The organism is Paenibacillus sp. FSL R5-0623 (genome assembly GCF_037974265.1).
Taxonomy (GTDB): domain Bacteria; phylum Bacillota; class Bacilli; order Paenibacillales; family Paenibacillaceae; genus Paenibacillus.
On the sequence record NZ_CP150233.1, the window covers coordinates 3,469,745 to 3,495,451 of the forward strand.

Below are 25,707 nucleotides of genomic sequence, written 5' to 3' on the forward strand. Positions count from 1 at the left end.
GCGGATTTCATAATCACGCGAGAATCAGGGCATATCCCGTAATAGGATGCTCTGTGTCTTCGCGCGGATTATGATGCAAAAAGAGGCTACTTGTCAGTGTATAACTTGACGAGTAGCCTTTTTTTTCTGCTTTTTTTGGTATCGGATACACTTTATGTTGGGGGTATTCTGATGAGCAAACAAGATCAAGAATTTTCATGGCAAGCCGTGCCAAAAGCACAAAGAAACCAATTTTGGAAGACGTTATCCGTCATGCTCGGTTTTACTTTCTTCTCTGCAAGCATGCTGGCAGGAGGGACATTGGGCGTGAGCTTGACGTTCATGGAGTTCATTGGGATCGTACTTGCAGGCAATCTGGTGCTCGGTATCTATACAGGGGCACTGGCACATATCGCCGCCAAAACGGGACTGTCCACACATTTGCTCGCTAAATATGCGTTCGGCGCAAAAGGGTCGTATCTACCTTCGTTCCTGTTAGGCTTCACACAAGTCGGATGGTTCGGAGTAGGCGTAGCCATGTTCGCGATTCCGGTCGCCAAAGCCATGGACTGGAACGTGTACCTGTTGATTGTCGTGTTCGGACTTGCCATGACAGCATCAGCCATCTTTGGCATGAAGTCACTCGTCATCCTCGGATATATCGCAGTTCCTGCGATTGCCATTCTCGGTGGTTACTCCATGTTCGAAGGTGCAGGTTCACTGGGAGGTCTGCAAGGGTTGCTTGATTACACGCCGACTCAGTCGCTTACCGCGGCGGCGGCATTGACGATCTGTATCGGATCATTCATAAGTGGAGGAACACTGACACCCGATTTTGCCCGGTTTTCTCGGACATCCAAACAGGCGGTTACCGCAACAGTGATTGCGTTCTTCCTGGGTAACTCACTCATGTTTCTGTTCGGTGCAGTTGGTGCGATGGCCTATAACCTGGCCGATATCTCGGAGGTCATGTTCCTGCAAGGGTTAATGATCCCGGCAATTATTGTTCTGGGCCTGAATATCTGGACAACGAATGATAATGCACTGTACGCTTCGGGTCTTGGTTTTGCGAACATCACCAAAATCTCAAAGAAATTCTTCGTCATCGTAAACGGCATCGTGGGTACCGTATTTGCCATGTGGATGTACAACAACTTCGTCAGTTTCCTGAACGTACTGGGCGCGGCGATACCGTCCATCGGGGCTATTATTATCGCAGATTACTTCATTGTGAAACGTAGAAACTATAAGCCATTTGCCGACATGTCATTCAAAAATGTAAACTGGGTAGCGATGGTGGCTTGGGCCATCGGCGTTGCATTCGCTCAACTGGCTCCTGGCGTAACACCATTGAACGCACTGCTTGGTACAGCAGTGGCCTATATCGTCTTGATGCTGATTGTTCCTGCGAAAGAAACCAAAGAAATGGGGAAAATAAATGATTATACAGAACGCAAAATTGCGGGGTAAAGAAGGACTATGGAATATCGTTGTGAAGAACGGAAAGTTTGAACGAATTACACAATCGCTGGAAGTGACCGAGAATGAAGAGATCCTGGATGTTAACGGATCGCTTGTGCTGCCACCGTTTATTGAGCCGCATATTCATCTCGATACAACGCTCACTGCAGGCGAGCCGGAATGGAATCTAAGCGGAACGCTGTTCGAAGGCATCCAACGGTGGTCAGAGCGCAAGGCTTTCTTGACACATGAAGATGTCAAAACACGTTCCAAAACGGCACTGAAGTGGCAATTGGCACAAGGTATCCAGCATGTACGGACCCATGTGGACGTTACCGATCCAAGCTTGATTGCTGTTAAAGCGATGCTTGAAGTAAAAGAAGAAATGGCTCCATATATGGACATTCAGCTTGTTGCTTTTCCACAGGAAGGCATTCACTCTTATCCAAACGGGGCAGAATTGCTGGAAGAGTCACTGAAAATGGGCGTTGACGTGGTCGGCGGCATTCCACACTTCGAATTCACACGGGAATACGGTGTTGATTCAATGAAAGTTGCGTTTGATCTGGCTGAAAAATACGATCGTCTGATTGATATCCATTGCGATGAGATCGATGACGAGCAATCCCGTTTTGTTGAAGTTGTTGCCAAGGAAGCCTACGAACGTGGACTGGGTTCACGCACAACGGCAAGCCACACAACCGCGATGGGGTCATATAATGACGCTTATACGTACAAGTTGTTCCGTTTGTTGAAGATGGCTGATCTGAACTTTGTCTCCAATCCGCTGGTTAACATTCACCTGCAAGGACGCTTCGACACGTATCCAAAAAGAAGAGGGCTAACGCGTGTCAAAGAGTTGCAGGAAGCAGGTCTGAATGTGTGCTTTGGTCACGATGACATCTTCGATCCGTGGTATCCGCTCGGCACAGGCAACATGCTGCAAGTGCTGCATATGGGGATTCATGCTTCGCAGTTGCTTGGTTACGACCAGATCGTGAATTCGATCGACCTCATTACGAAAAACAGTGCAAGAACGTTACACATAGAGGATGTATACGGTATTGAAGAAGGTAAACCTGCTAACTTCATCGTACTTGAAGCAGAGAACGAATATGAGGCTGTTCGCAAACAAGCCGGCGTACTTTATTCCTACAGAGGCGGCCGTAAAATTGCGGAATCGAAGCCGCGGGACACATCCATCATTTTTGAAGGCGGTACAGAAAAGGTTACTTTCAATAAATAATGAAGAAAATATACTCCCATTAAAGTCGCTATTTTGCGGCTTTTTTGCTTTTTTGTACTGTCTACATACAATAAGAACCAAACATTTAACTTGCCTTAAGGGCTTCACTAGAAGCCTGCTTCCCGCCTTTTTTACGAACAAAACTAATGATCAGCAGTAGCAGTGGTAACAAGCCAAATAAGAAAATGGACATGTTTCCGAGAAAATCACCCAAAGCTAACGTTTCCTCCAGGTTTTTAGGCAAGTAAGCAATTACATACAAGACTGGCAACATCGCGAATTGTATGCTCGTAATATTTTTGAGACGAAACAAATCTCGGACCCCTATTGCCGCAAAATAGTGTTTAAAAGCATAGGTTGCAAAGATCTGCATCAGCCAAAACACAATGAACAGTGATTCATAACGCTCAAAAAGAAATCCCTCAATTTCAAAACTCCGAACCATGTCGAACGTTGGCCACATTCGTGTTTGAATTCCTGGCAAAGATAAATTTCCTACAACGGTAACAATCGTGACCAAATATATGATCGTACAACTAAGTATGCTGTATATAGCAGCTTTATTACTCGCTTTCACGTCCACCATGTAAGCTGTGATGATGAGTAACACTTCATATCCAGAATAGGAGAGACACGAAGGTTTAAGACCCTTCAACACAGGCATGAATCCATCGCCCAGAAGTGGTCTTAGGTTGTTAAGTTCAAACATGTTGCTGCTTAAAAGGAAAACCAGCGCTAATAACGCAAGCGTAACGGGCAACACGATTGAAAAGACCCGGATGATGACCTTAAGACCACCCGTTAACATATAAATACCAATCCACAAACTGACCATAATGGTGACCCAAGTAGGCGTGCGCTCAAGGATATACATACTTGTAATTTCGGCCATCACTCTAACTTCGAATGAACAAAGAACAACAAAATACACGATAATTAAAAGTCCAAATAGATAAGCAATCCATTGACCTGTGATTTCGGGTATAAATTCGAACACCGTTTTACCGGGGAATCTACGACACAAGGTTACAAGGAGAATGCTGATTGTGGTTACAATTACTCCTGATAAAATGACAGAAATCCATACATCTGGTGTTCCTACTGCTTTACTAATCGTGCGAGGCAGTGTTAGAATTCCAGCTCCGAGTATTGAATTGATAACTACAATAATGACCTCGGAGGTATTAATATTAGATGTGGATTGCTTCATTGGCCTTCGCTCCAAACCGGAGAATATATTTCTAGGTAGTATCGCCCAACGCAGTTGTTTTATGTAAAATAAGCTGTACTGATATAATGTAGAGATATCCAATAATGAATTGAAGATGAGGATGTAGGTTATGCCAAAGAACGATAATATGTTAGCCATTCTATGGATGCTGAATTCAGGCACCAAAGTAACTGCAAAACAGATGTCCGAAAAGTTAGAGATCAATATAAGAACCGTATATCGATATATTGATGCATTATGTGCCAGTGGAGTACCGATCATTTCCGATACAGGTCACAACGGCGGGTATAGCTTGCTGAATCAGCATATCAAAGCACCTTTGTTATTTGATATTGAAGAAAAAAAGGCACTTCTCCAAGCTGCTGTGTTTGCAAAAGAAGCTGGATACCCTTTGAGTGAGGCATTGGACAATGCAACATCCAAATTGAGAATGTATTCAAATCAGGATCAGGAAAACACACTTCGTCGTCATTTAGCCGGGTTTAACGTTATCAACCGCATGGGAGATCCATCCGTTCAGCCGATCTTGGCGGAATTGGAGCAAGCCGTGGCTAATGATTGCTCTGTCGAAATTGATTATCGCAGAAGCCGTGATGAACAACCCAAGAATAGAGTAATAGACCCGTATGGCATGGTTTACTGGAATAATAAATGGTATACCATTGCGTTTTGCCACTTGAGAAATGAATTCCGCAGCTTTCGGGCAGATCGTATTCTGCGAATCAAGCTTACTCCGCTCCGCTTTAAGCGTTCGGAAACTTTTTCAGCCCGTGAATTATTTATGCAAAATTTGTTACCTGATGTAGGGGGGAAAGAGGGGTTAATTTCCTTGGTTATCGAAGGCCGAATAGAGGCAATTGATGACTTGGGGCTGCATTGGTTTATGGGACATTATCTGAAAGAGCGGACTTCCAATCAAGCTATCTTTTTATTTGATGAAAAATCAATTCATACATACGTCCCCTATTTTCTCCTATCCTATGGGAAATCCATTCAAGTCATCGAACCACAGTGCTTGAAGGACAGACTTGTTGCTGTTGTATCCGAGTTAATGGAATACTATCAACTTTAACAACTTCACTGACAGTAGATGTCAGTGAAGTTGTTTTATAATGTTGACAATCTCGGTTTACTGAGAAGGCAGGCGAAGTAGACATATGAGTAAACAGACAAAACACAAGGCAGTATCAGGAAAATATACAAAGAACGGTACGCCAAAAAGCGTTACATCGATTACTCCATTTATAACAGTGAAAGACCCTTCTGAAGCAATAGAGTTCTACAAAGATGTTTTCAATGCAAGGGTGAAGGATATCACTGAGCATCCAGACGGAAATGGTAATATAATAATCGTTCATGCGGAATTGGATTTTGGAAATGGTTTTTTGCAGCTGGGGGCTGCGAACCCTGCATATCAATTGGCTTGCCCTCAGATCAAGATCATGCATGTTATTCTTTAGGGATTTTAACTTTGCGTCTGGTGATCGATTCGGAAGTATACTAGACCCTTTTAACGTACGCTGGTCTATTCTTACCCGGATTGAAGATTTATCGGAAGAAGAAAGTAGTCGAAGAGTTGCTGAGTGGGTCGAAAATGTTAGCGGATGAAGAGTGGAGTTTAGAATAGCCCCAGTAGAATGAATTAATTTATCTTAACGAAACTAAAAACCTTCTTTCCTTAGGAAAGGAGGTTTTTAGTTTCCATAGAATTTTGTTGACACTCATATAGCCTAATGTTAGGATACATTTATCCTAACATTAGGATTAATAATAGTAGGGTAAAGAGGAGATTGAATTTATGAGTGTTCTATCCATTGTTTTGCAAGTGATTTTAGGGTTAGGTTTTCTTATGTTTGGGTTTATGAAGTTCGGGTCCAAGCAGATGGTAGAAGGATTTAAGCACTATGGATATCCTGGAGCGTTTCGAGTGTTTACAGGATTGATCGAAGTCATTGCAGCAGGTTTTGTTATTGCAGGTATTTGGAATGAGGGTTTAGCTGCATGGGGTGGTTTGCTCATCGTGGTAACGATGATCGGTGCGATCATGACCCACATTAAAATAAAGGATCAATTGAAACAAATGCTTATGCCGATCATTTTATTAATTCTAGGGTTGGTCGTATTTCTAATCAATTACGGATCTTTGTTTGTGTGAATGGTCCGTTAAACTAAGGAGTGAGTATAATGGGAATCCAAATTATTAAACCCAAAGATCAAGCGAGTGGTCAGTTCGATGGTGGTAAAATCAAAGAACAAAAACCAATCGGTTTTTCCGGAGAAGGCTCCATCATTACTCGAGTAGGCCCCCTATTTTACTGGGCTTGGGCTCATTCTCAGGAACCAGCAGAGATCGGATTCCATCCGCATCAAGGCTTCGAAATCATCACTTATGTGATCAATGGTAAGGGATATCATCGGGATACACTGGGTACGGAAAGTGTTGTGCAAGAAGGAGGAGCTCAGCTCATGCAAACAGGCTCTGGTGTGCAACATGCTGAGGCGTTAAAGGAACCGACTGAAGCCTTTCAAATTTGGTTTGAACCACATCTAAGCCAAGCCGTTAAACGTACACCTATTTATTCGCAATTCGATTCTAATCAGTTTTCGTTAGTGGATATAGATGACGTTAAAATTAAAACACTTTTAGGAAACAATTCTCCTATGCAGACAGTGACTGATGCTAAAATGTGGGATGTACTTATTCCTAAGGGAACAGTATATACTCATAGCCTTTCCTTGGGTCGTACATTGGCTAGTTTAGCCATTAGAGGAGACGGAACTCTTTTATCAGATACAATTGAAACAACTCATTTCTCACATAAGGATTTTATTATCATTCAATCAGAGGAAGAGGAGAAAGTAGCCATACAAGCTATTGATCAAGACCTTAGAATCTTGCTTATTGAAGTTCCGACTGAAGTTGATTATCCTTTATACAGCAAACCAAGATAACCATTACGAATTTTTTGAAGGTATCTAATAGGAGGTCCTGTACATGTTTCAAGGAGATGAACAAAGTCAGATAGATTTACGGCTTTTTCGTGTGTGGGTAAAGGCTAGTAAAACTGTTTTTGATGACGTTGTAAAAGATATAGAACGATACGGCATTAGTAATGAGAACTTTATGGTGCTGGAACTCCTCTACAATAAAGGACCACACACGGTCCAAAGTATAAGTGAGAAATTTTCGATCCCTAGTGGGAGCATCACATATGTAGTGGATAAGCTTGAGAAGAAAGAATTAGTAAAGCGAGAACCAAGTCCAACAGACCGTCGATCTTCAATTGTAGTCATTACGGATCAAGGCCAAAATGTATTTAAAGAGATCTTTCCTCAACACGTTGAGGTGATATCCAAAAATCTATCTTCTATTACCAATGAAGAAAAAGTACAGTTAACCGATCTTCTCAAGAAACTTGGACTAGGTGCCAGTAAGATCAACGAATGAATTGAGATGAAACCAACTTTTGGTTTCTAGGCCTCCATGGAACTCATATGGAAGGACAGACTAAGATGGAACAATATCGTATTCAACATGAAAAAGGTATGGAGATCGGTCTCTATTCCATTGGAGATCATTTAAGCAATCCTCTCACAGGCCATCGCATCTCTGCACAGCAACGGATTAACGAATTAATCGAAACTGCCAAACTGGCTGAAGAAGCAAGACTTGATGTATTCGCAGTAGGGGAGAGTCATCAGCCGTTATTTGCAACCCAAGCACATACCGTGATCCTTGGAGCAATTGCCCAAGCAACCAAAACCATTAAAATCGCCAGCTCGGCAACAGTCCTGAGTACATCTGACCCGGTTCGAGTATATGAAGACTTTGCAACGTTGGATCTGATTTCAAATGGACGTGCGGAAATTGTAGCAGGACGTGGCTCACGTCTAGGTGCATATGAATTATTAGGTTTTGATGTGAGTAACTATGAAGAACTATTTGAAGAGAAATTGGCATTACTGCTGAAGATTAACGAAGAAGAGCGTGTTACATGGCAAGGGGAGTTCCGGGCACCACTACATCATGCCGAAATCATCCCCCAACCATTACATGGGAAAATGCCGATATGGCGTGCAGTAGGAGGACCACCGGCAAGTGCGATTAAAGCAGGTTTAGCAGGGGTACCCATGATGTTAACGACACTTGGTGGACCGTCAACAGCATTTAAAACTGCTGTTGATCGTTACCGTGAAGCTGCACGAAGTGCAGGCTTTGATCCTGCAAGATTACCCATCTCCACAACGAGTCTCATGTACGTAGCTGAAGATAGCCAAACAGCCTTACGCGAATACTACCCACATATAAATAACGCTACGGTTCAATTAAGAGGTAGTGGTTACCCTGAGCAACAATTCTTGGCTGCTACCGATTATCGAGATGCACTCATGGTGGGCTCTCCTCAACAAATTATTGAAAAAATGTTGTATCAATACGAGATGTATGGGCAACAACGCTTCTTAGCCGAGATCGATGCAGGTGGCGTCAGTATAGATCAGATTAAAAAGAACATTGAACTACTAGCAACAATCATTATGCCTGCTGTTAAGAAACATACACAAAGATGACGAATAAAGTGATTGCTAACTATTTTATTGTGTGATATTATGATTCGCTAAACGTTTACATCGATAACGAATTGAATATTAGCAGTGTTTGACTGTTACTGGTAAAGCAGGCATGACCAAAATGATTTTGCATTTTCCTTATGTGAGTATGGGAAGGCAGATCGTTTTGGTCTTTTTTATTTCCAAATTCAGAAATGGGGCAATGGTATGGATTATCGAAAGTTGGGAGAAGAGATTACGGAATGGGTTGGAAAAAAGGAGAATATCGCTCGGCTGTAGGATCAGATTATGCAAAAAGAGCGGGTAAATCAACGCTAAAAGACAGGGAACATGGACTAGACAGTACAAAAAAAGAAAAGAAATAAAACTGCGACCATTTCCCGGTGTTCTTCCGGGGTACGGTCGTTTAGTTTTTCAATTTACAACTTCCCTCTGAGTTCAACTAATGCAGATATTTCTTGCGAAACTGGAGAGGAGATATTCCAACACTTCGCTTGAAGCAGGTAGAAAAGTAAGGGGAATATTGAAAACCTACTTCAGCAGCTATACGATCTATTGACCATTCCGTGGAGACTAGAAGCTGCTTGGCTCGCTCTATCCTGAATTGTAATAAGTAATGAACCGGTGTGACACCGTATTTCATTTTCATACAGCGAACGATATAGCTAGGGTGGAAGTGTAGTACCGACGAGAGTGTTTCATTGGTGATCTCTTCTTGGTAGTGTTGCTGGATGAAAACAGCTACTTTCTCGGCAAGCCGTGAAGCAGGCGTTTTGGCCATATCGGAGATGCCATTCTCAAGTATAGCCAGAAAACGGAACAGCAATTGTTGCTTCTCCCAGAAGGAATCACCTACCGGCAGTTCCAAAAGCTGTTGCATTAGATCAAATGCGAGCTGGGGACTTAGTACCGTGGATTTCTTAGGTATTCGTATTGATTTTGGCTTATCGAATGGCGATAACGGAATTACCGCTTCCGATTCTTCTATTAAGGGACTCTGATGCCAGTTCCCATGCTCAAAATGAACCCAGTAAAACGTTGTTTCCTGTTCGCAGGGTCTGAATGAGTAATGCTCACCTTCAGGTAGTAATACCAGTGCATCACCTATGCCAAGTGTCCATTCCGTCCCGTTCTCACCGATATGTAGTTCTCCATTAACCACGAACAGTACATCAAACAGGCCGAAATTTCTTCGATTAGGATGACGGTCGCCTACACGGAACGTTGAACGGCCAGATTCCCAGTAATATGGAAGAGGTGGGGTTTGTAACGCAACAATTAATTCTTCATTCAATGTATTGTCCTCATTTTTTAGTATCATTTTGTATAGAAAAAAGATCATTCCATTCCTATTCTCACTTTAAGAAAAAGCATATACTCGACTTTGGAAAGAGTCAAATTTTATACTTTTGGGGTGTGTTTAATGGGACAAAACGAGATCCAAATTCAAGACCAATTTTGGAATGCGTATACCAATCTTGTACGAGAAACGGTTATTCCCTATCAATGGGAAGCTCTGAACGATAGGGTAGAGGACGCTGAGCCTAGTCATGCTATTCGAAATTTCCGTATTGCTGCTGGCTTGGAGCAAGGAGAGTTTGGTGGATGGGTATTTCAGGACAGTGATCTCTACAAGTGGTTGGAGGCCGTTGCTTATTCGCTCCGTCATCATCCAGATCAGAGGTTAGAGAAGATCGCCGATGAATCTATCGAATTGATCGGCCAAGCCCAACATGACGATGGTTATCTGAATACCTACTTCACGATCCAAGAACCTGGGAAGCAATGGACCAATCTTTATGAAGCTCATGAGCTGTATTGTGCAGGCCATTTAATTGAAGCAGCGGTTGCTTATTATCAGGCGACAGGCAAGCATAAATTGCTAGACATCTCTTGCCGATTCGCTGATCTGATTGATCGTATGTTCGGAACCAAACCGGGACAGATAAGGGCTTACTGCGGTCATCAGGAGATTGAATTGGCTCTGGTTAAGCTATACGGTGTTACGGGAGAAGAGCGTTATTTGAACCTTAGCCGATACTTTATAGATGAACGGGGGAAGCAGCCCAATTATTTCATTGAGGAATGGGAACGCGGAAGCCGGACAAACATCTGGTCCCAGGGAGCGCCTAATCTTGAGGTCTATCAATCTCATCTTCCTGTTCGTGAGCAAAAGGTAGCTGTTGGACACTCCGTTCGGGCAGTTTACATGTACACGGCGATGGCTGATCTTGCGAGACTAACAGGTGACGAGGGGCTGAAGGAGGCGTGTGAACGACTCTGGTTGAACACAACAGGCAAACAAATGTATATTACCGGGGGCATTGGTTCAACACATCTCGGGGAAGCTTTTACGTTTGACTACGATCTTCCGAATGATTCCGTTTACGCGGAGACCTGTGCCTCGATTGGCTTGATTTTCTGGGCACGTCGCATGCTTCAATTGGAAGTTAAGAGCGAATATGCGGATGTGTTGGAGAGAGCGCTGTACAACAATGTGCTGGGCAGCATGTCTATGGATGGCAAACACTTCTTCTATGTCAATCCACTTGAAGTTTGGCCAGAAGCCAGTCTCAAAAATCCAGATAAACATCACGTAAAGCCCGTCCGACAGAAATGGTTTGGTTGCTCCTGTTGTCCTCCAAATGTTGCACGGTTGCTAGGTTCGTTAGACGATTATATTTACGACGTGTCTGAGGATGGCAGAACGATCTATACCCATTTGTATATTGGAAGTAAAGCCTCGTTCGAACTTGCCGACACCACAATAATATTGCATCAACGCTCCAAGCTTCCCTGGAACGGTCGTGTTGAATTCACGGTTCAGCTCCCCAAAGACAGCGAATGTGCGGAGTTCGAGCTTGCGCTGCGTATACCCGATTGGTTCCAAAACGGACAGCCCACCTTGAAAGTAAATGGTGAACAGCAAGATATTCATGTTGAGAACGGTTACGCGAAAATAAAACGCAGCTGGTCAGATGGTAATACAGTGGAGTGGCTGCTTCCGATCGAGCCGAAGTTAGTTGCCGCACATCCTTTAATTCGGGCAGATGCAGGCAAGGTAGCCATTCAACGCGGCCCGCTTGTTTATTGCATCGAAGAAGCAGACAACGGAGCTCAACTCACTTCGATCGCATTGGCTACGGAGCCACAATTAACAGAGTATGCTGATCCAGATCTGCTAGGTGGTTGTGTCGTGGTAGAAGGGGACGGTCTCGTGACTGACGACAGCGATTTATGGTCAGATGAGAAGCCGTACCGTTCTTATATTAAGCAGACAAAGGCTGTACGTTTCAAGGCCATTCCCTATTATCTGTGGGGTAATCGGCTGGCTGGTGAGATGAGCGTGTGGCTACGCTATTAAAGAGGAAGTAAGGATGCACTTTTACAATTCCACAAAAGGAACCACCAAGAAAACGAGCGCACCCTGAACATGGGTGCGCTCGTTTTCTACTATCCGTAATCCTATTCGTCTGTATCGGTCGAAGTATCCTCATTGAGCTTCTTATAATCTATTCCCCATGTTTCCATCACACTAATGATGGGCCTCGGCGTATTACCTAAATCACTCAAGCTGTATTCGACTCTGGGCGGCACCTCCACATAAAAAAGTTGCGAAGCTTTGCTGCTTTGGATATGATAATCTAATGTTCGATTAAAAAAATACTTATGTAATCAATTAATGATAAAAGATAGTGAGGTAAGAAAAAATGATCGCAAGAACAGAAGAAGATTTTCATGGCTTGAAGGAAATTGGCAAAATTGTAGCTTCTATTAGAGATGAATTGGTTCAAAGAACCATCCCAGGGATAACCACTAAAGAACTTGATGATTTGGCAGGAGAGCTTTTTGAGAAAGCTGGCGCAGTTTCTGCTCCAAAAAGTGAATATAATTTCCCGGGATTTACTTGTATTAGTGTTAATGAAGAAGTGGCACATGGTATTCCGGGAGATCGGGTTATTCAAGAAGGGGACATCGTCAATATTGATGTGTCTGGCTCCAAGAACAGTTATTTTGCAGATACTGGAATCTCGTTTGTCGTAGGCGAAGGTGCAGAAGTGTTAACGAAAATATGCGACGTTGTTAAACTGGCATTTGAAGCAGGTCTTAAAAAAGCAAAACCGGGCTCCAAAAAAAGCGGAATCGGAAAAGCCGTATTCCAAACTGCCAGACAACATGAATTAACGGTTATTAAAAACCTTACAGGACATGGTGTTGGACGTGGAATACACGAAGCACCTGACCACATCTACAATTATAATGATCCATCGGATGATGAATTGTTAAAAGAAGGTATGGTTATCGCTTTCGAGCCATTTATTTCAACTTCAGAAGAAGAAGTAGTTCAAACTGGAGATGGCTGGACCTTTGTTACTAAAAATAGCTATGTAGCTCAAATAGAACATACCATTATTCTTACTAAAAATGGTCCAATTATTGTCACTCTTTAGGGTGTTCAAACTGAAAGTCGCTAAATTTAGCGACTTTTTTGTTTTTGTTGTATTGGTACGTCAAAGTAAATCATAATTTAAATGTTCACTTATTAATTTATGTTGAAATTATGGAAGGATTTAACGTATATTTAGATCTGATCTTTATGTTATAGACAGAGGTGATTGATTGAGCATATCAAAAAAGCGCGTTCAAGTCATTGATGGACTGCGTGGATTCAGTCTGGTCGGTATTGTGCTGGCGAATATGCTGGCTTTCCAATATGGAATGTATGGCCAGAGCAAACCCCAACTGTTCGGGATTGGCGGAGCAGATCAGGCTTTCCTCTCATTCCTGCTGATCACTGTGGTGGGCAGTTTTATGCCGATTTTTGCATTTATGTTTGGCTTTGGAATGGTTAAACTCTCGGAGAGTCTAAAATCACGAGATTTACGACCAAAGTGTCATCTGGCACGCCGTTTTCTACTACTGTTTGGAATCGGATTACTGCACATCATCTATCTGTGGGAAGGGGATATCCTGGCATTTTATGGCGTACTCGGTTTCTTCCTGCTCATGTTCCTTAATCGGAAGCCTATAACGCTGCTCATATGGGCGGTACTGCTATTCATGGGAGCGGGCATACTTGGTCTCCCGGCATCTAATCCGATGAACCCGCTGGCGATTGAGTCCATTCATATGGAGAACTACATCATTCAAAGTCAGGATGTATACGGCAACGGCACATACGCGGAAATCAGGAATTTCAGTAATAACGGCGATCCATTCGGCGGGGATTTGGAGCTGTCATTTGCCCTGATAGCTCTGATGTTAGCACCACTCATGACGGTGCCGATGTTCCTGCTCGGCATGCGCGCTGCCAGAATAGGCACGTTTAGCGATCCCCAAACGATGCAAGCTATGTATCTTCGCCGGGCATCGTTATTGATTCCGGTAGGTTTGATACTCAAAGCATACGGTGTATTGGCGCCACAATTGGGTGCGGAAGGTTGGCTCGGAATCGGAATCGGGGGGGCGCTTGGAGGAGCGTTGCTTGCACTCGGATACATTTATGCATTTGCGCTGTTGTATGCGGGAAACCGCCGTTTCAGCCTGATGGACAGGTTCGAGGCGGTCGGCCGTCTCTCGTTGACGAATTACCTGATGCAGAGCGTAATCTGTACGACAATTTTCTATGGATATGGCCTGGGACTGTTTGGAAGTGCTGGCGTGTTCATCGGAGCGATTATTGCGCTTGCTGTCTATGGCATTCAATTGTGGATGAGTCCCCTATATCTTAAGAAATTTAGCAATGGGCCGGTCGAGTACCTGCTGCGGATTTGGACATATCTGTCCTGGAAAGGGCAGCCAAGAAAGAAGAAAAGATCGAACTTAACTACGCATGAAAACGCGCCTGGTGTCGAGTAAGCATAAAGTGCTATCGTGAAACGCAAAAAGAAGCTCGTTCTACCAAAAGAAAGGGCTTCTTTTTGCCGTAACGATCATCTTCCTAATGTTTCCTGTTATAATTAGTAATTATTTATAGATTAAACATATCAACCCTAATACATAAGCTAACTATTATAGTGCGGGCAGTGGTAAGGTAATGCGAAATGAAAGATGAAGCATATACATTCAACTGTTTCCACTCAAGCTTGAAAGGATCATTATTGTGCTAAAAATAATTAATTTTCTTCTTTTCTTGCTGATCATTTGGATAGTCATCTTTTATCCTTTTCGTTTTGCTTGGTTTGAAGGTTTGAAACAGATTCCTCCAGATCTTCATGGTGTTTATTTACTTTTCTTGTTCTTTGGATATCTGATCTGTTCATCGGCTATGGGACTTATGGTTGGCAAGATGTTTTTCAAACGAAAAGAACAGTAGACCAATCGAAAATTGGTCTGCAGATGATACATATATTAAGTTCTGAGTTAAAAGTGGCCTGAAATAGTAGATAGGAGGCTGGAGCATGGATAGTGACATTTTAATCAATCAGTTCCTAAGACTTTTCCCTGAATTCTACGATTGTTACATCGAACATCTGGATTTAAATCAAGAGTTTCTGGGACATGTGTTTTTTGGTGATGAAGTGGCTACTTATGTTGAAGGATTGCTTCGTGAAAATGATGACACAGAACTAATTGAGAAGTTTTTCAATTTTTTTGAATGGATGGCAATTCAATCGGACCTTTATATTGTACAAGTGTTATCTACTACAATATTGTATGATCTAGGTGGGCAATCAGATATTTTGCAAATAGCTCAAAGTTATATGAAGCCACAGACTAAAAGACTTTCTCAAGAAATAGAAGATTTGCACTCAGGGAAATAGATTAATGCGTGGAGATCAGGTTGTATATATGGTCCATTGTTTCAGTCGATTTCTTATGGAGAACATGTGTAACTTTTTATTAAAAGGTCTACGTATTACCTTGGATCGTAGGTGTATTATCAGCAGCCTTCACTTGACGAAATTAGTTGTCCTAGGAGTAGCACACATAGTATATTAAACATGGTGATTGTCATGAAGAACATACCATTATACAAACAAATTCAACATGCAATAAAACATCAAATTAGGCTCGGAAATCTGCGTTCAGGAGACCGAATTCCTTCGGAAAAAGAACTGGCTGAACAATTCCACGTCAGCTTAATAACGACCAAAAATGCTATGGCGGGGCTAGCAGAAGAGGGTGTGGTCGTTCGCATAAAAGGAAAAGGGACGTTCGTTGCTGGCCAAGCCTCGTTCAAACTACGCATACCCATTGAGACATACCAAAAAACAGACGAGAGCCTTGCGGCTCATCACATCCCGTTACCTCCAAAAGCAAAAGAAATGATAGGCATAATCATCCCGTCAATGCGTACCAAAGTGGAGCAGCGTCTGCTCGATGCAATTGAGAACGCTGTCAATGAAAACGGATATACGTTGGTTATTCGTGTATCGAGAGGCAGTTCAGTAAAAGAACTCCTAGCTATTGATGAGCTTTATGAATTGAAAGTTGTAGGGTTAGTGCTGTTTTCCATTGGGAGTGAACATGAACGACAAACGGTTGACAGAGCTACAGAACTAGGATTCCCTTATGTATTAATTGACCGTTATTATACGGACAAACCAAACGTAAGCGTCTGCTCGAATAATATAGAAGGGGCATACAAAGCGGTAACTAATTTGGTTAAGCAAGGGTTTCGAAAGTTTGCTTTAGTTACCCCACCCAAGGCACACAGCGTCGTTATCGAACGAATTGCAGGTTTTGAAAAAGCGGCTGCGAAAGCACATATATCACCAGAGCATATTATTCGTCTTACGTTGCCTTATGAAATTTTTATTGAATCGATTCAGCATAGAGAACAGATCTTGGACAATTGGATAAGTCAATATTATGGTCGATTTACAGCGTTGGTGGCTGTTGATGTTGAACTAGCCCGTTTAGCTCATTATTCGTTAATCCGTACTATTGGCAGGGAGAAGGCAAAACACATAGCGATCGTCACGTTCGATGATCCCGGGATCGATGGTATTGCCTATGTTCAGCAAGATGAGAAGATGATTGGTATACAGGCTGTCACCTTGCTATTGGATCAGATACATCACGGCATACGAACCCCCAAAAATCTCTTTGTGCCAATGGAATGGATTCCATCATCATAACAATAATAAAATAAAAAGAAGTGATCCAGCAGCAGTTATGCCGGATCACTTCTTTTTATTATGGTGTTATACGGAAATTGTCGAACCGCGTGTGATTGTTCATGGTTCGCAGGCCGACTTTGCCATGTGTGAACGGATTCATGCTATTGTCTTTGTACGTAATCTTTGGTGTGTTCATATCCTCAACGTACACTCTAATTGTCGTGCCGGATGTAACTACCTTCATATGCTGCCAGATACCTGAAGCAATTGAAAGGGGGACTGAAGCGAGTTGTTCGTAGCCGTAGTTCATTTTGCCCAGGTAGACACCATCTGGCTTGATGAATGCATAGTATGCTTGTACATAATCCGGATTGTTCGCAAGTACTTTACCATTCGAAGGGTTGTTGACCCGAAACAGAATGCCAGCATCCCCACTAGTATCAATAAGTTTAATGTCCGATTCAACCGTATAGTCAGCCCAAGACTCTTTGCCTATAGTGGTCTTTCCGAATACGCCGTTGCCTGCAGAATCGAGCTCACCGCCAATAACGGACCAGTTTCCCTCGAATCGAGTCCAGCCATTATCATTGCCATCATTAAAATCATCCACCATGTCTGCCACTGCCTCACCACGCGTAAAAGTCATATCGCTGAAATCAAATTCTCCTTGCACAAACTCAAACCGTAATTCATGGTTGCCAGCAGTTAAATACAATCCCTTCTTGCTGGCCGTTGTCCATTTTTCCCAATCACCTGAATTAGGTGCACTTATGATGCCTGTCAGATCGGTTGCCCCGTCCCATACCCGGAAGCTTGCATCGTTAAACGTCGTGGCTAGTCGAACATCCAAATCATAGTATCCGGTCTCAGCTACATTGACGCGGTATTTAAGCCATTCGCCAGTCTGATTCCAGCCAACAACATTTTTGCCTTCAGCCGCTGAGTTGCGAATATCAACTGCGTCCTTACGATAGGCACCTCCAATATTAGCTGGTGTAAGATCATGATAAGCAGTGCCCTCAATTCCATCCATATAATGAACGGCCTCAATCTTGCCGGGTAAAGGCTTATACATGTTCCAGGCACTGCTACCCTTCACTTTATTACTGAATGCCGTATAGCCAAAATCAGCGTGTGCATCCGTAGTCGTGTAACCGATCTTACCGCCGTTGAGTCCATGAATTGTTCGAGTCTGCTTCTTCATCCCGTCCACATAAACAGTAAAGGATGAACCAGCCTTCTCTACTCGGATCTGATGCCACTTGGAGTAGTCGTACCCTGCTGGAAGCGATGCATATTGCCAGCCCTGGCTCACGCCTTCTACAACGTAATTCGTCTCCAAACGATTTTTATTGCGATTCAGTACCGCCACGCCATACGAGTTCTCGTTGGTATAGGAGAAGACAGCACCATATACTGGATTCTCAGTGGTGCCTTGTTTCATCTGTTTTAGGTTAAACTCGGCCGTATAATCGCTGGCGCTATTGACTGCTGTGATCTGCCGGTACGTTGATGCAGAACCTATGGTATCTTGCCACATGAGCTCTTGGTTATAAATCCCCCATGTGCCGCCACCAACATTCGTCCAATTGTTGCCGATCGATGTTCGGTTAAAGCGATCCTCAAAAACCGGCAATTCCGGATTTGGTTGCGATGCGATTGTGGGGCCCTGAACGAGAAGCTTCTCTCCATTCCAAACGATCCGATCCATATTCATCTTGCGGCCAGGGTAGGTTATATTCCCATCAGAAGCATGACTATGATAAACGATATAATCTGAATCAAGGTCAGGCCCTTTGATGATCGAGTTGTGGCCAAGTCCGACATTGGTGCCTTCGGTATTGATAAGTACCGGATTCAGATCCGCCGTCGGCTTGAATCCAACCGTAGGACTGCTTCCCGTAGCATAATCGACACGGTACGCAGTACTCCATACGTGGTTACCGGTGTACGTCATGTAGTATTTTCCGTCTCGTTTAAAAGTGGTTGATCCTTCTGTCCATCCAGCCATGGATAATCCGGTTGTGATAGGAGCACCAAATGTGGTCGGGCTTGTCATCGGACGCGCCTCGATTGTATTTGCTCCGGTGGAGTAGAAGTACCATTTGCCGTCATCATCGATGAAGACATTACCGTCAATGCCCATACCCAAATTGCCTGTTTGAAGCGTGAATGGGCCGGTGGGGCTGGGACTGGAAAGTACATAGTGACCACCACCTCCTGGGGAGGTATACATATAGAATTGACCGTTCCAATAAACAACTTCGGGAGCATACGCCGCCTTGGTCACTGCTTCCGTCGTACATATACCGCGATAGGTCCAGTCCACCAGGTTTGTGGAAGACCACACTTTCACACCTATCGAGTCATCTACTGTGCTGACATACAGGTAGTAGGTCCCGTTGAACTTCAAGATATACGGGTCACCCTCACCATAAAAATCGCTATTCGACCAATGCCAAGAGTCTGATAAATTAAGCGGATTATTGTACGCATAAATATTGGTCGGCATCAGAAAGCATAAGGCTGCACTTAAAAACAGAATTCTCCATTTTTTCATATTGCAACTCCTTCATTATTAAATGGCTTTTTAATAAAATACATTTCAAAATAGAGAGAAATACACCTCCTGAATTCAAAATCTGAACGCTTTCTATATTGGAGTATAACAAAGGGACGCACGGATTCTTATAACCAATTAGATATAATTTAAAGATATTTATGCGTTGGGAGGGATGCGGGCTGATAAAGGGTTTAATTGTGTTTGTGTCGGTTATTCAGTAGAATTGACTTTAATTTCTATTGTCCAAAGGAGAACCAAACCGTGCTCGAACTTAGCTTTAATGACCCGGAAAAACTGGTAACTGTAACCCATGCCCTGTCGACTCGTTCCCGGATTGACATTCTTCAGCTTTTACATGCCAACAAATTAAACATCATCGAAATTGCCGAATCGCTGGAGCTGCCTGTGTCAACGGTAGCAAATCATATTAGAGTGCTGGAGGCGGCCAATTTAATACATACGGAAATGCTCCCGGCTTCCCGTGGAGCGATGAAGGTTTGCAGCCGTAATTATGATGATATTCATATTGTTCTGGATCTGGTTTCCTCACTTTCCACACGCGATTCGAATATCTATGAAGTTCAGATGCCGATAGGGCATTACAGTGACTGTGAGGTTGCGCCAACATGTGGTATGGCGAGCACAGAGAACATGATTCTGAAGGAAGACGACCCGGCCAGTTTTTATCATCCCAAGCATATTGATGCTCAGATTATCTGGCTGGCAAAGGGATACCTGGAATATTTGCTTCCGATGGATATTCCAACAGATGCAACGATTGAAGCTTTGGAATTGTCCATGGAAATCTGTTCTGAAGTAGCAACCTATAACAATGACTGGCCCTCGGATATTTCCATTTGGGTTAATGGCATTGAGATCGGGGCGTGGACAAGTCCCGGAGATTTGGGCGATCGCCGTGGTAAATTGAATCCGGCATGGTGGCCTGATGGTTCCACACAATACGGTCTTCTCAAAAAAATGGCGTGTGGATAACAACAAGACCATGCTGGACAAGGAGAAAATTTCTGATGTGTCCCTGTCAGATCTTAACCTCGGAGATAAACCCAAGTTAAGATTACGTATTGGAATTCATCCGGATGCCAAGCATCAAGGAGGCATCAACCTGTTTGGCAATGAGTTCGGTGATCATGAACAGAACATTATTATGCAGGTAAGGTATACGATGAATGCAGGTGATAAGGATGCGAGATATGCCAAATAACGGTACATCATTTATTGTGAGTATCGAGCGTTTCAAACCGAATTGCTTTCATTTGGAGCAGGGGGAAGGTTTATTCAAATCTCATTCACATGCTTATGATGAACTGACACTTATACTGGATGGAGAAGGGTATTACAGTTCACCAGAACAGAATGTCAAAGTGATTGCGGGTGACCTCATTATGATCCCGCCAGGGCTTTATCACGGTTTTGTGTGTACTGAGCCATGGCAGGGCATTTCTGTGCATTATTATCATGATCACCTGCCGGTGCATTGTCGATATCTCTTCAATGGGCAGGATCAACAGAGGAATCGCATTCAACTTGCCCATCTCGATAAAGACAGTTTTCGCTGGGCAGATATCAGTTTATCCGAATTGGAGAAGGAGTGGCGGCCGGGCAACAAGCAGAGCACTGACTCCAGTCATTTGATACGTCTAGCGATGGAGACTACACTTCTACTGTTCCAGCGGAATTGCTCGCTAGAAGTTCCTCATATTGTTAACGACCCAACCGGTCAAGGCATAATTCAGGAAGTACTGAAAGAGATTCATTCAGCATATTACACTCCAATTACGGTCAGTGAGTTGGCGTCTCGATACTTTCTGTCCGCAAGCAATCTGCGAAAGAAATTTACGGAAACCGTGGGTGTCTCCCCGAAGCAGTACATCATCAATCTTCGTCTAATGGAAGCAAAGCGGCTGTTACAGCACACCAACAAGGCTGTCGAGATGATATCTTCAGAAGTGGGATTTACCTCGTCTAGCAGGTTTTATGATTTCTTTGTTAAATCCGTTGGGCTTACTCCGCTGGAGTGGCGAATCCAAAACAAACATTAGAGCTTCAACAAGCAAACCGTCTACGGACGGTTTTTTTCGACCGACGAAACCGCTTGAAGGTTGTCTTTTTTGAATATAAAATTAAAGCGTTTTCATAATTGTTTGTAATCAAAACCTGCCAGATAATAGAAATTAGATCGATATGAAGGGAGAATGAAGAAATGACAAACAAGACCATTTTCTATAACCCGGTGGCCTTGCAATCAGCTGACCCATGGGTATATAGACCGGATGGCTATTATTATTTTATGCGTACACGGTCCGATAAGCTTGAACTAATTCAATCATCCCGTTTATCGGAAATTGATGCGGGAACTCGTAAAATCGTCTGGACACCGGAGCCTGGAGGGCCTTACAGTCATCATTTGTGGGCACCGGAAATTCATTTTTTGAATGAAAAATGGTACATATACTATACCGCTAATGATGGTGGAGGGGACGATTCAAGGCGGATTTGCGTGCTGGAAAATGAAAGTCCAAATCCGATGGAGGGTGAATGGGTATGGAAGGGGGCTCTACATACTCCTGTTCCCGGTTTGGACGGTACTGTGCTGATGCTTGGGGGGCGACTCTTTTTTTTGTATGCTGGATATGGTCATTTTCCGGACTATGGATCAGCAATTTATATTATGAGGATGTCAGACCCACATTCCCTGACAGGTGAACATGTTTTGCTCACGGCGCCGACCTTTATCTGGGAGAAGCAGGGCGGAATGGCGATTAATGAAGGACCCGTTACGCTACACCGGAATGGACGCATTTTTCTAGTATACTCGGGGAGTACAACCTGGTCGGAAGATTACGCACTTGGCATGTTGACCATGAATGAACGGGATGATCCGATGCTAGCATCTTCGTGGACCAAGTCTGCAGAACCTGTTTTTCGGAAAAGTCTGGAGAATGGCGTATATGCCACAGGACACAACAGCTTTACTACGTCACCTGATGGTGAGGAGGACTGGATTGTATACCATGCGCTCCCGAATCCTGGTGCTGACACGGTCTTAAGGGCAACGCGAGTTCAAAAATTTGGTTGGAATCTGGACGGAACCCCTGACTTTGGTGTACCTTTCAGTGATAATAAAGCGCTGCAGGTTCCATCCGGCGAGTGAAAAAGAAGACGGCGAGATGATGCACAGGTATGCCTATAGTTACAATAAATTTGTAATTAATAAAGTTCCAATTGCTCTTGAATAAAATAGATATTATTTAACCAGCGTGATCTGAATTATTTATTACAATAAAATAAATTGTAAGCGTTAACTTACAGTTATTGTGTAATTATACTTTGATTAAAATATAGAAAATTACAAGTTAAGTAGGCGTCTTTTGGTGGTGTTTTGGACTGCAGCATGCAGCAACCAAAATGAAGCCGGAGAGGCCGGAACTCAGGAAAAGAGGTTTCAAAAGAGAGAAACAAGGTCACATTCATGGATATAAGCCAGAATATCCGTGGTAACAAAACTCCTACTCAAGCGCAGGCTGATGAGGTAAACCGTACGTTAAACGACACTTATTTGGGAGATCTGTACGATGAAACCATTCCAAACGATTATTCAGCGTATCCCTAATTGGCGGACTGATGGCATCCGGTTACGAGAAAATTATCCTTCTATATAATCCTCTAACCTATGATACCGCCGATGTCATTGCATCTTATGTGTATCGAAGAGGGTTAAGAGAAGCGAGTCTGAGCTATTCCACGGCTGTCGGACTGTTGAGCGCCATCATCAATTTCGCTTTACTCTGGGCAACGAATAGAATTGCCAAGCGTAACTCTGAGGTCAGCCTGTGGTAGGAGGGAGTGAAGACAGATGAAATATCGCAAAACGATGGGCAACCGAATGTTCGACATCTTCAATTATATGTTGCTGACCCCGCTGACGCTGGCCTGTCTGTACCCCATTCTGCATATTGTGTTTGCTTCTTTCAGCGATCCGGCCCGACTGGTGGCTCACAAAGGACTTCTGCTTAGACCATTGGGATTTACTTTGGATGGCTACAAGCTGATTTTTAAGGATAACAGCCTTTTGGTGGGGTATAGAAACACGTTGATTTATGTGGGACTGGGGTACTTTCGTTAATATGGTCATGACCATTATGGGAGCCTTTGTTCTGTCCAGACGTGATTTGTATTTTAAAAATGCGATCATGATTATCATCACAATTACGATGTTCTTCGGAGGTGGTCTGATCCCCTGGTTCTTATTGATGAAAGATATCGGTCTGTTCAATAATCTGTGGGCCATGATTTTGCCTACGGCGCTCAGTACCTGGAATATTATCATTTTGCGAACCGGCTTTCAGGCAATCCCATTGGAATTGGAAGAGGCAGCAACGATTGATGGTGCGAGTCAGGCGCGGATATTGATGTATGTGATCTTGCCGCTATCCAAAGCCACCCTGGCTGTCATTTTCCTGTACTATCTGGTTGGTAACTGGAACTCATGGTTTAACGCCATGGTTCTGCTGCAGGACAGGTACAAATTTCCGTGCAACTTCTGATGAAAGAGATCCTCGTCGCTAATGACTCAAGTGCCACAACCATGGGGAGTGCAGGCGGCGTCGTCATCGACAGTGCAGGCAGTGCAACGGCTTATCGGGAACTGGTCAAATACTGCACGATAGTCGTATCCACTATTCCGATCCTGATGGTCTATCCTTTCTTGCAAAAGTATTTTGTAAAAGGTGTCTATGTTGGTTCAATAAAAGGGTAAAAGGAGCGATTTACCAATGAAAGAACAGAGTCGCAGCATGTTAGTCATTCCTCGTCCGGAATATCCCCGGCCTCAGTTTGTTCGAGAGGCTTGGGCCAATCTGAATGGTTCCTGGCAATTCGAAATCGATCATGGGAAAAGCGGGAAAGAGCGCGGGTATGAACAGACCGGACATCCGTTCTCCGGAACAATCACCGTTCCGTTCTGTCCAGAGAGCAAGCTGTCTGACGTGCAATATACCGATTTTATGGCAGCCGTATGGTATAAGCGGGAATTCACCATACCGGATATCTGGATGAATGGCCGCATTTTGCTTCATTTTGGTGCAGTTGATTATGAAGCCGAAGTCTGGGTGAACGGAACATCTGTTGGCAAACATCGGGGAGGATACGCGCCATTTCATTTTGATATCACCTCCCATGTTTCATCAGGCACCAATATTGTAACGGTCTATGCGGAAGACGACGTACGTTCGGGACGCCAGCCGAGAGGCAAACAAAGCGAAAGATTCCACTCGCATGGCTGTGATTACACCCGTACTACCGGTATCTGGCAAACGGTGTGGTTGGAAAGCGTGCCAGATGTATATCTTTCCGATATGAAAGTGGTGGCTGACCCGGATAATGCCTGTGCCCACCTCGAAGTGAAGATTTGTGGTAACGCTGCTGGAGCTGAACTATCTGCATCTTCCCGCTTCGAAGGGAGAGATGTTGGATCTACAACAGCTGTTATCCAAGGGCCTTCCGTGAAGCTTACTGTCCCATTGTCAGAGATTCATTTATGGGAGCCGGGGCATGCCAAACTGTATGATCTGGAGCTCAAGATCCAAGGGAAGTCACGGGCAAGCGATACGGTAACATCGTATTTCGGCTTACGGTCGGTAAGACTGGATGGCATGGCGTTTCGCATCAATGAGAAGTCCGTTTTTCAGCGGCTGGTGTTGGATCAGGGCTTTTATCCGGAAGGTATCTATACGGCACCGAGCGATGAGGATCTGCGCAAGGACATCGAAATCTCAATGGAGCTTGGCTTCAATGGGGCAAGATTACATGAAAAGATGTTTGAGCCACGTTTCCTGTACTGGGCTGACAAACTCGGCTATCTGGTATGGGGAGAACATGCTAACTGGGGACTGGATATCACAACAACCGAAAGCCTTGCGCGTTTTCTGCCGGAATGGGTGGAAGGAATGGAACGTGATTTTAATCATCCCTCACTGATCGGCTGGTGTCCTTTCAATGAAACGTGGGATCGCGGTGGAACCTGCCAGGATAACGATGTGCTGCGCATTGTCTATGAGATGACCAAACGTCTGGACCCGACACGTCCTGTCATCGATACCAGCGGTAACTTTCATGTCGTGACAGATATCTTCGACTTGCATGATTATGATCAGAATCCCGAAACGTTCCGGGCCAGATATGAACCGATGAAAAATGGTGGAGAAGTGTTTAATACGTTTCCGGAGCGGCAGACGTATGGAGGGCAGCCTTATTTTATCAGTGAGTACGGTGGAATCTGGTGGAATCCGGATCAGCAGGATGAGAAGTCCTGGGGCTATGGCGACAGACCCCAATCGGAAGAGGCGTTCATTACCCGGTATGAGGGCTTAACCAACGTTCTGCTGGATCATCCCATGATGTTCGGTTTTTGTTACACCCAATTATATGATGTGGAACAGGAAGTGAATGGACTATATACCTATGACAGACGTCCAAAGTTCAATCCGGAAACGATTCACCGAATCAATTCCCGAAAGGCTGCCATAGAAGATTGAGCATATCACTTTGGTACGTACATGATTCATAATCCGAT

Annotated in this window: 21 protein-coding genes and 4 pseudogenes; 21 read left to right on the plus strand and 4 right to left on the minus strand. The window is 43.8% G+C overall.

Annotated features, from left to right (window positions below):
• The first annotated feature begins 171 nt into the window (after positions 1–171).
• Entirely contained in the window at positions 172–1,449 is a 1,278-nt protein-coding gene (gene codB, locus MKY92_RS15205; RefSeq protein WP_339301604.1) for a cytosine permease, read from the plus strand.
• The gene (locus MKY92_RS15210) at positions 1,418–2,686 is read left to right on the plus strand and encodes a cytosine deaminase (RefSeq protein WP_101313810.1); all 1,269 of its coding nucleotides are present in this window, start codon (positions 1,418–1,420) and stop codon (positions 2,684–2,686) included. The genes codB and MKY92_RS15210 overlap by 32 nt, the downstream gene beginning before the upstream one ends.
• 85 nt (positions 2,687–2,771) lie before the next feature.
• Here MKY92_RS15210 and MKY92_RS15215 read toward each other — a convergent pair whose 3' ends face one another.
• Complete coding sequence (locus tag MKY92_RS15215) at positions 2,772–3,896, minus strand: GerAB/ArcD/ProY family transporter (protein ID WP_339301606.1); 1,125 nt, start codon at positions 3,894–3,896, stop codon at positions 2,772–2,774.
• A 130-nt stretch (positions 3,897–4,026) separates the two neighbouring features.
• Between MKY92_RS15215 and MKY92_RS15220 the strand changes: the two genes are divergently transcribed.
• From MKY92_RS15220 to MKY92_RS15250, 7 genes and pseudogenes are all read left to right on the plus strand, one after another.
• Complete coding sequence (locus MKY92_RS15220) at positions 4,027–4,989, plus strand: YafY family protein (protein WP_339301608.1); 963 nt, start codon at positions 4,027–4,029, stop codon at positions 4,987–4,989.
• A gap of 85 nt (positions 4,990–5,074) precedes the next feature.
• Positions 5,075–5,525, plus strand: a pseudogene (locus MKY92_RS15225) (VOC family protein).
• A 190-nt stretch (positions 5,526–5,715) separates the two neighbouring features.
• Positions 5,716–6,072 carry a DoxX family protein gene (locus tag MKY92_RS15230; protein WP_339301610.1) on the plus strand — a complete coding sequence of 119 codons (357 nt, stop codon included), beginning with the start codon at positions 5,716–5,718 and terminating at the stop codon, positions 6,070–6,072.
• A gap of 29 nt (positions 6,073–6,101) precedes the next feature.
• The gene (locus MKY92_RS15235) at positions 6,102–6,869 is read left to right on the plus strand and encodes a pirin family protein (RefSeq protein WP_339301612.1); all 768 of its coding nucleotides are present in this window, start codon (positions 6,102–6,104) and stop codon (positions 6,867–6,869) included.
• Positions 6,870–6,912: 43 nt separating this feature from the next.
• A complete protein-coding gene (locus tag MKY92_RS15240) occupies positions 6,913–7,365 on the plus strand; it encodes a MarR family transcriptional regulator (protein ID WP_339301614.1) in 453 nt (150 codons plus the stop codon).
• A 65-nt stretch (positions 7,366–7,430) separates the two neighbouring features.
• Entirely contained in the window at positions 7,431–8,486 is a 1,056-nt protein-coding gene (locus MKY92_RS15245; protein WP_339301616.1) for an LLM class flavin-dependent oxidoreductase, read from the plus strand.
• Between the two features lie 194 nt (positions 8,487–8,680).
• Complete coding sequence (locus MKY92_RS15250; RefSeq protein ID WP_339301617.1) at positions 8,681–8,851, plus strand: hypothetical protein; 171 nt, start codon at positions 8,681–8,683, stop codon at positions 8,849–8,851.
• 77 nt (positions 8,852–8,928) lie between these two features.
• On the opposite strand, the gene MKY92_RS15255 is transcribed toward MKY92_RS15250, so the two are convergent.
• Positions 8,929–9,807 carry a helix-turn-helix domain-containing protein gene (locus MKY92_RS15255; protein WP_339301618.1) on the minus strand — a complete coding sequence of 293 codons (879 nt, stop codon included), beginning with the start codon at positions 9,805–9,807 and terminating at the stop codon, positions 8,929–8,931.
• A gap of 102 nt (positions 9,808–9,909) precedes the next feature.
• Here MKY92_RS15255 and MKY92_RS15260 point away from each other — a divergent pair, with 102 nt between their 5' ends.
• Positions 9,910–11,850: a beta-L-arabinofuranosidase domain-containing protein gene (locus tag MKY92_RS15260; RefSeq protein ID WP_339301619.1), complete on the plus strand. Its 1,941-nt coding sequence runs from the start codon at positions 9,910–9,912 to the stop codon at positions 11,848–11,850.
• A gap of 101 nt (positions 11,851–11,951) precedes the next feature.
• On the opposite strand, the gene MKY92_RS15265 is transcribed toward MKY92_RS15260, so the two are convergent.
• The gene (locus MKY92_RS15265) at positions 11,952–12,089 is read right to left on the minus strand and encodes a winged helix-turn-helix transcriptional regulator (RefSeq protein ID WP_339301621.1); all 138 of its coding nucleotides are present in this window, start codon (positions 12,087–12,089) and stop codon (positions 11,952–11,954) included.
• A gap of 107 nt (positions 12,090–12,196) precedes the next feature.
• Here MKY92_RS15265 and map point away from each other — a divergent pair, with 107 nt between their 5' ends.
• The 4 genes from map (at position 12,197) to MKY92_RS15285 (ending at position 16,570) form a co-directional block, all read left to right on the plus strand.
• Positions 12,197–12,937 carry a type I methionyl aminopeptidase gene (map, locus tag MKY92_RS15270; protein ID WP_339301622.1) on the plus strand — a complete coding sequence of 247 codons (741 nt, stop codon included), beginning with the start codon at positions 12,197–12,199 and terminating at the stop codon, positions 12,935–12,937.
• A gap of 169 nt (positions 12,938–13,106) precedes the next feature.
• Positions 13,107–14,345, plus strand: coding sequence for a DUF418 domain-containing protein (locus MKY92_RS15275; protein WP_339301624.1), 1,239 nt, complete (start codon positions 13,107–13,109; stop codon positions 14,343–14,345).
• Between the two features lie 542 nt (positions 14,346–14,887).
• A complete protein-coding gene (locus MKY92_RS15280; RefSeq protein ID WP_339301626.1) occupies positions 14,888–15,250 on the plus strand; it encodes a hypothetical protein in 363 nt (120 codons plus the stop codon).
• A gap of 180 nt (positions 15,251–15,430) precedes the next feature.
• Entirely contained in the window at positions 15,431–16,570 is a 1,140-nt protein-coding gene (locus MKY92_RS15285) for a GntR family transcriptional regulator (protein ID WP_339301627.1), read from the plus strand.
• Positions 16,571–16,628: 58 nt separating this feature from the next.
• On the opposite strand, the gene MKY92_RS15290 is transcribed toward MKY92_RS15285, so the two are convergent.
• Positions 16,629–19,112 carry a family 43 glycosylhydrolase gene (locus MKY92_RS15290; RefSeq protein ID WP_339296746.1) on the minus strand — a complete coding sequence of 828 codons (2,484 nt, stop codon included), beginning with the start codon at positions 19,110–19,112 and terminating at the stop codon, positions 16,629–16,631.
• Between the two features lie 264 nt (positions 19,113–19,376).
• Between MKY92_RS15290 and MKY92_RS15295 the strand changes: the two are divergent.
• From MKY92_RS15295 to MKY92_RS15325, 7 genes and pseudogenes are all read left to right on the plus strand, one after another.
• Positions 19,377–20,337: pseudogene (locus MKY92_RS15295) on the plus strand (ArsR family transcriptional regulator).
• Positions 20,327–21,175 (plus strand): AraC family transcriptional regulator, encoded by an 849-nt coding sequence (locus MKY92_RS15300; protein WP_339296747.1) that lies wholly within the window; start codon positions 20,327–20,329, stop codon positions 21,173–21,175. The pseudogene MKY92_RS15295 and the gene MKY92_RS15300 overlap by 11 nt, the downstream one beginning before the upstream one ends.
• Before the next feature lie 161 nt (positions 21,176–21,336).
• Positions 21,337–22,287 carry a glycoside hydrolase family 43 protein gene (locus tag MKY92_RS15305; RefSeq protein ID WP_339296748.1) on the plus strand — a complete coding sequence of 317 codons (951 nt, stop codon included), beginning with the start codon at positions 21,337–21,339 and terminating at the stop codon, positions 22,285–22,287.
• 318 nt (positions 22,288–22,605) lie between these two features.
• Positions 22,606–22,746 carry a hypothetical protein gene (locus tag MKY92_RS15310; protein WP_339296749.1) on the plus strand — a complete coding sequence of 47 codons (141 nt, stop codon included), beginning with the start codon at positions 22,606–22,608 and terminating at the stop codon, positions 22,744–22,746.
• Positions 22,746–22,973 (plus strand): annotated as a pseudogene (locus tag MKY92_RS15315) (sugar ABC transporter permease); the annotation flags it as partial. The gene MKY92_RS15310 and the pseudogene MKY92_RS15315, both read left to right, overlap by 1 nt.
• 16 nt (positions 22,974–22,989) lie before the next feature.
• Positions 22,990–23,892: pseudogene (locus tag MKY92_RS15320) on the plus strand (carbohydrate ABC transporter permease).
• A gap of 16 nt (positions 23,893–23,908) precedes the next feature.
• On the plus strand, positions 23,909–25,669 hold the full coding sequence (locus MKY92_RS15325) for a sugar-binding domain-containing protein (RefSeq protein WP_339296750.1): 1,761 nt from the start codon (positions 23,909–23,911) through the stop codon (positions 25,667–25,669).
• Positions 25,670–25,707: the final 38 nt, after the last annotated feature.

Coding starts and splice junctions, on each gene's coding strand:
- MKY92_RS15300 (WP_339296747.1), top strand. CDS start 20,327: ATGCCAAATAACGGTACATCATTTATTGTGAGTATCGAGCGTTTCAAA.
- map (WP_339301622.1), top strand. CDS start 12,197: ATGATCGCAAGAACAGAAGAAGATTTTCATGGCTTGAAGGAAATTGGC.
- MKY92_RS15230 (WP_339301610.1), top strand. CDS start 5,716: ATGAGTGTTCTATCCATTGTTTTGCAAGTGATTTTAGGGTTAGGTTTT.
- MKY92_RS15215 (WP_339301606.1), bottom strand. CDS start 3,896: ATGAAGCAATCCACATCTAATATTAATACCTCCGAGGTCATTATTGTA.
- MKY92_RS15240 (WP_339301614.1), top strand. CDS start 6,913: ATGTTTCAAGGAGATGAACAAAGTCAGATAGATTTACGGCTTTTTCGT.
- MKY92_RS15255 (WP_339301618.1), bottom strand. CDS start 9,807: ATGATACTAAAAAATGAGGACAATACATTGAATGAAGAATTAATTGTT.
- MKY92_RS15280 (WP_339301626.1), top strand. CDS start 14,888: ATGGATAGTGACATTTTAATCAATCAGTTCCTAAGACTTTTCCCTGAA.
- MKY92_RS15260 (WP_339301619.1), top strand. CDS start 9,910: ATGGGACAAAACGAGATCCAAATTCAAGACCAATTTTGGAATGCGTAT.
- MKY92_RS15325 (WP_339296750.1), top strand. CDS start 23,909: ATGAAAGAACAGAGTCGCAGCATGTTAGTCATTCCTCGTCCGGAATAT.
- MKY92_RS15235 (WP_339301612.1), top strand. CDS start 6,102: ATGGGAATCCAAATTATTAAACCCAAAGATCAAGCGAGTGGTCAGTTC.
- MKY92_RS15220 (WP_339301608.1), top strand. CDS start 4,027: ATGCCAAAGAACGATAATATGTTAGCCATTCTATGGATGCTGAATTCA.
- MKY92_RS15290 (WP_339296746.1), bottom strand. CDS start 19,112: ATGAAAAAATGGAGAATTCTGTTTTTAAGTGCAGCCTTATGCTTTCTG.
- codB (WP_339301604.1), top strand. CDS start 172: ATGAGCAAACAAGATCAAGAATTTTCATGGCAAGCCGTGCCAAAAGCA.
- MKY92_RS15285 (WP_339301627.1), top strand. CDS start 15,431: ATGGTGATTGTCATGAAGAACATACCATTATACAAACAAATTCAACAT.
- MKY92_RS15210 (WP_101313810.1), top strand. CDS start 1,418: ATGATTATACAGAACGCAAAATTGCGGGGTAAAGAAGGACTATGGAAT.
- MKY92_RS15305 (WP_339296748.1), top strand. CDS start 21,337: ATGACAAACAAGACCATTTTCTATAACCCGGTGGCCTTGCAATCAGCT.
- MKY92_RS15245 (WP_339301616.1), top strand. CDS start 7,431: ATGGAACAATATCGTATTCAACATGAAAAAGGTATGGAGATCGGTCTC.
- MKY92_RS15250 (WP_339301617.1), top strand. CDS start 8,681: ATGGGGCAATGGTATGGATTATCGAAAGTTGGGAGAAGAGATTACGGA.
- MKY92_RS15310 (WP_339296749.1), top strand. CDS start 22,606: ATGGATATAAGCCAGAATATCCGTGGTAACAAAACTCCTACTCAAGCG.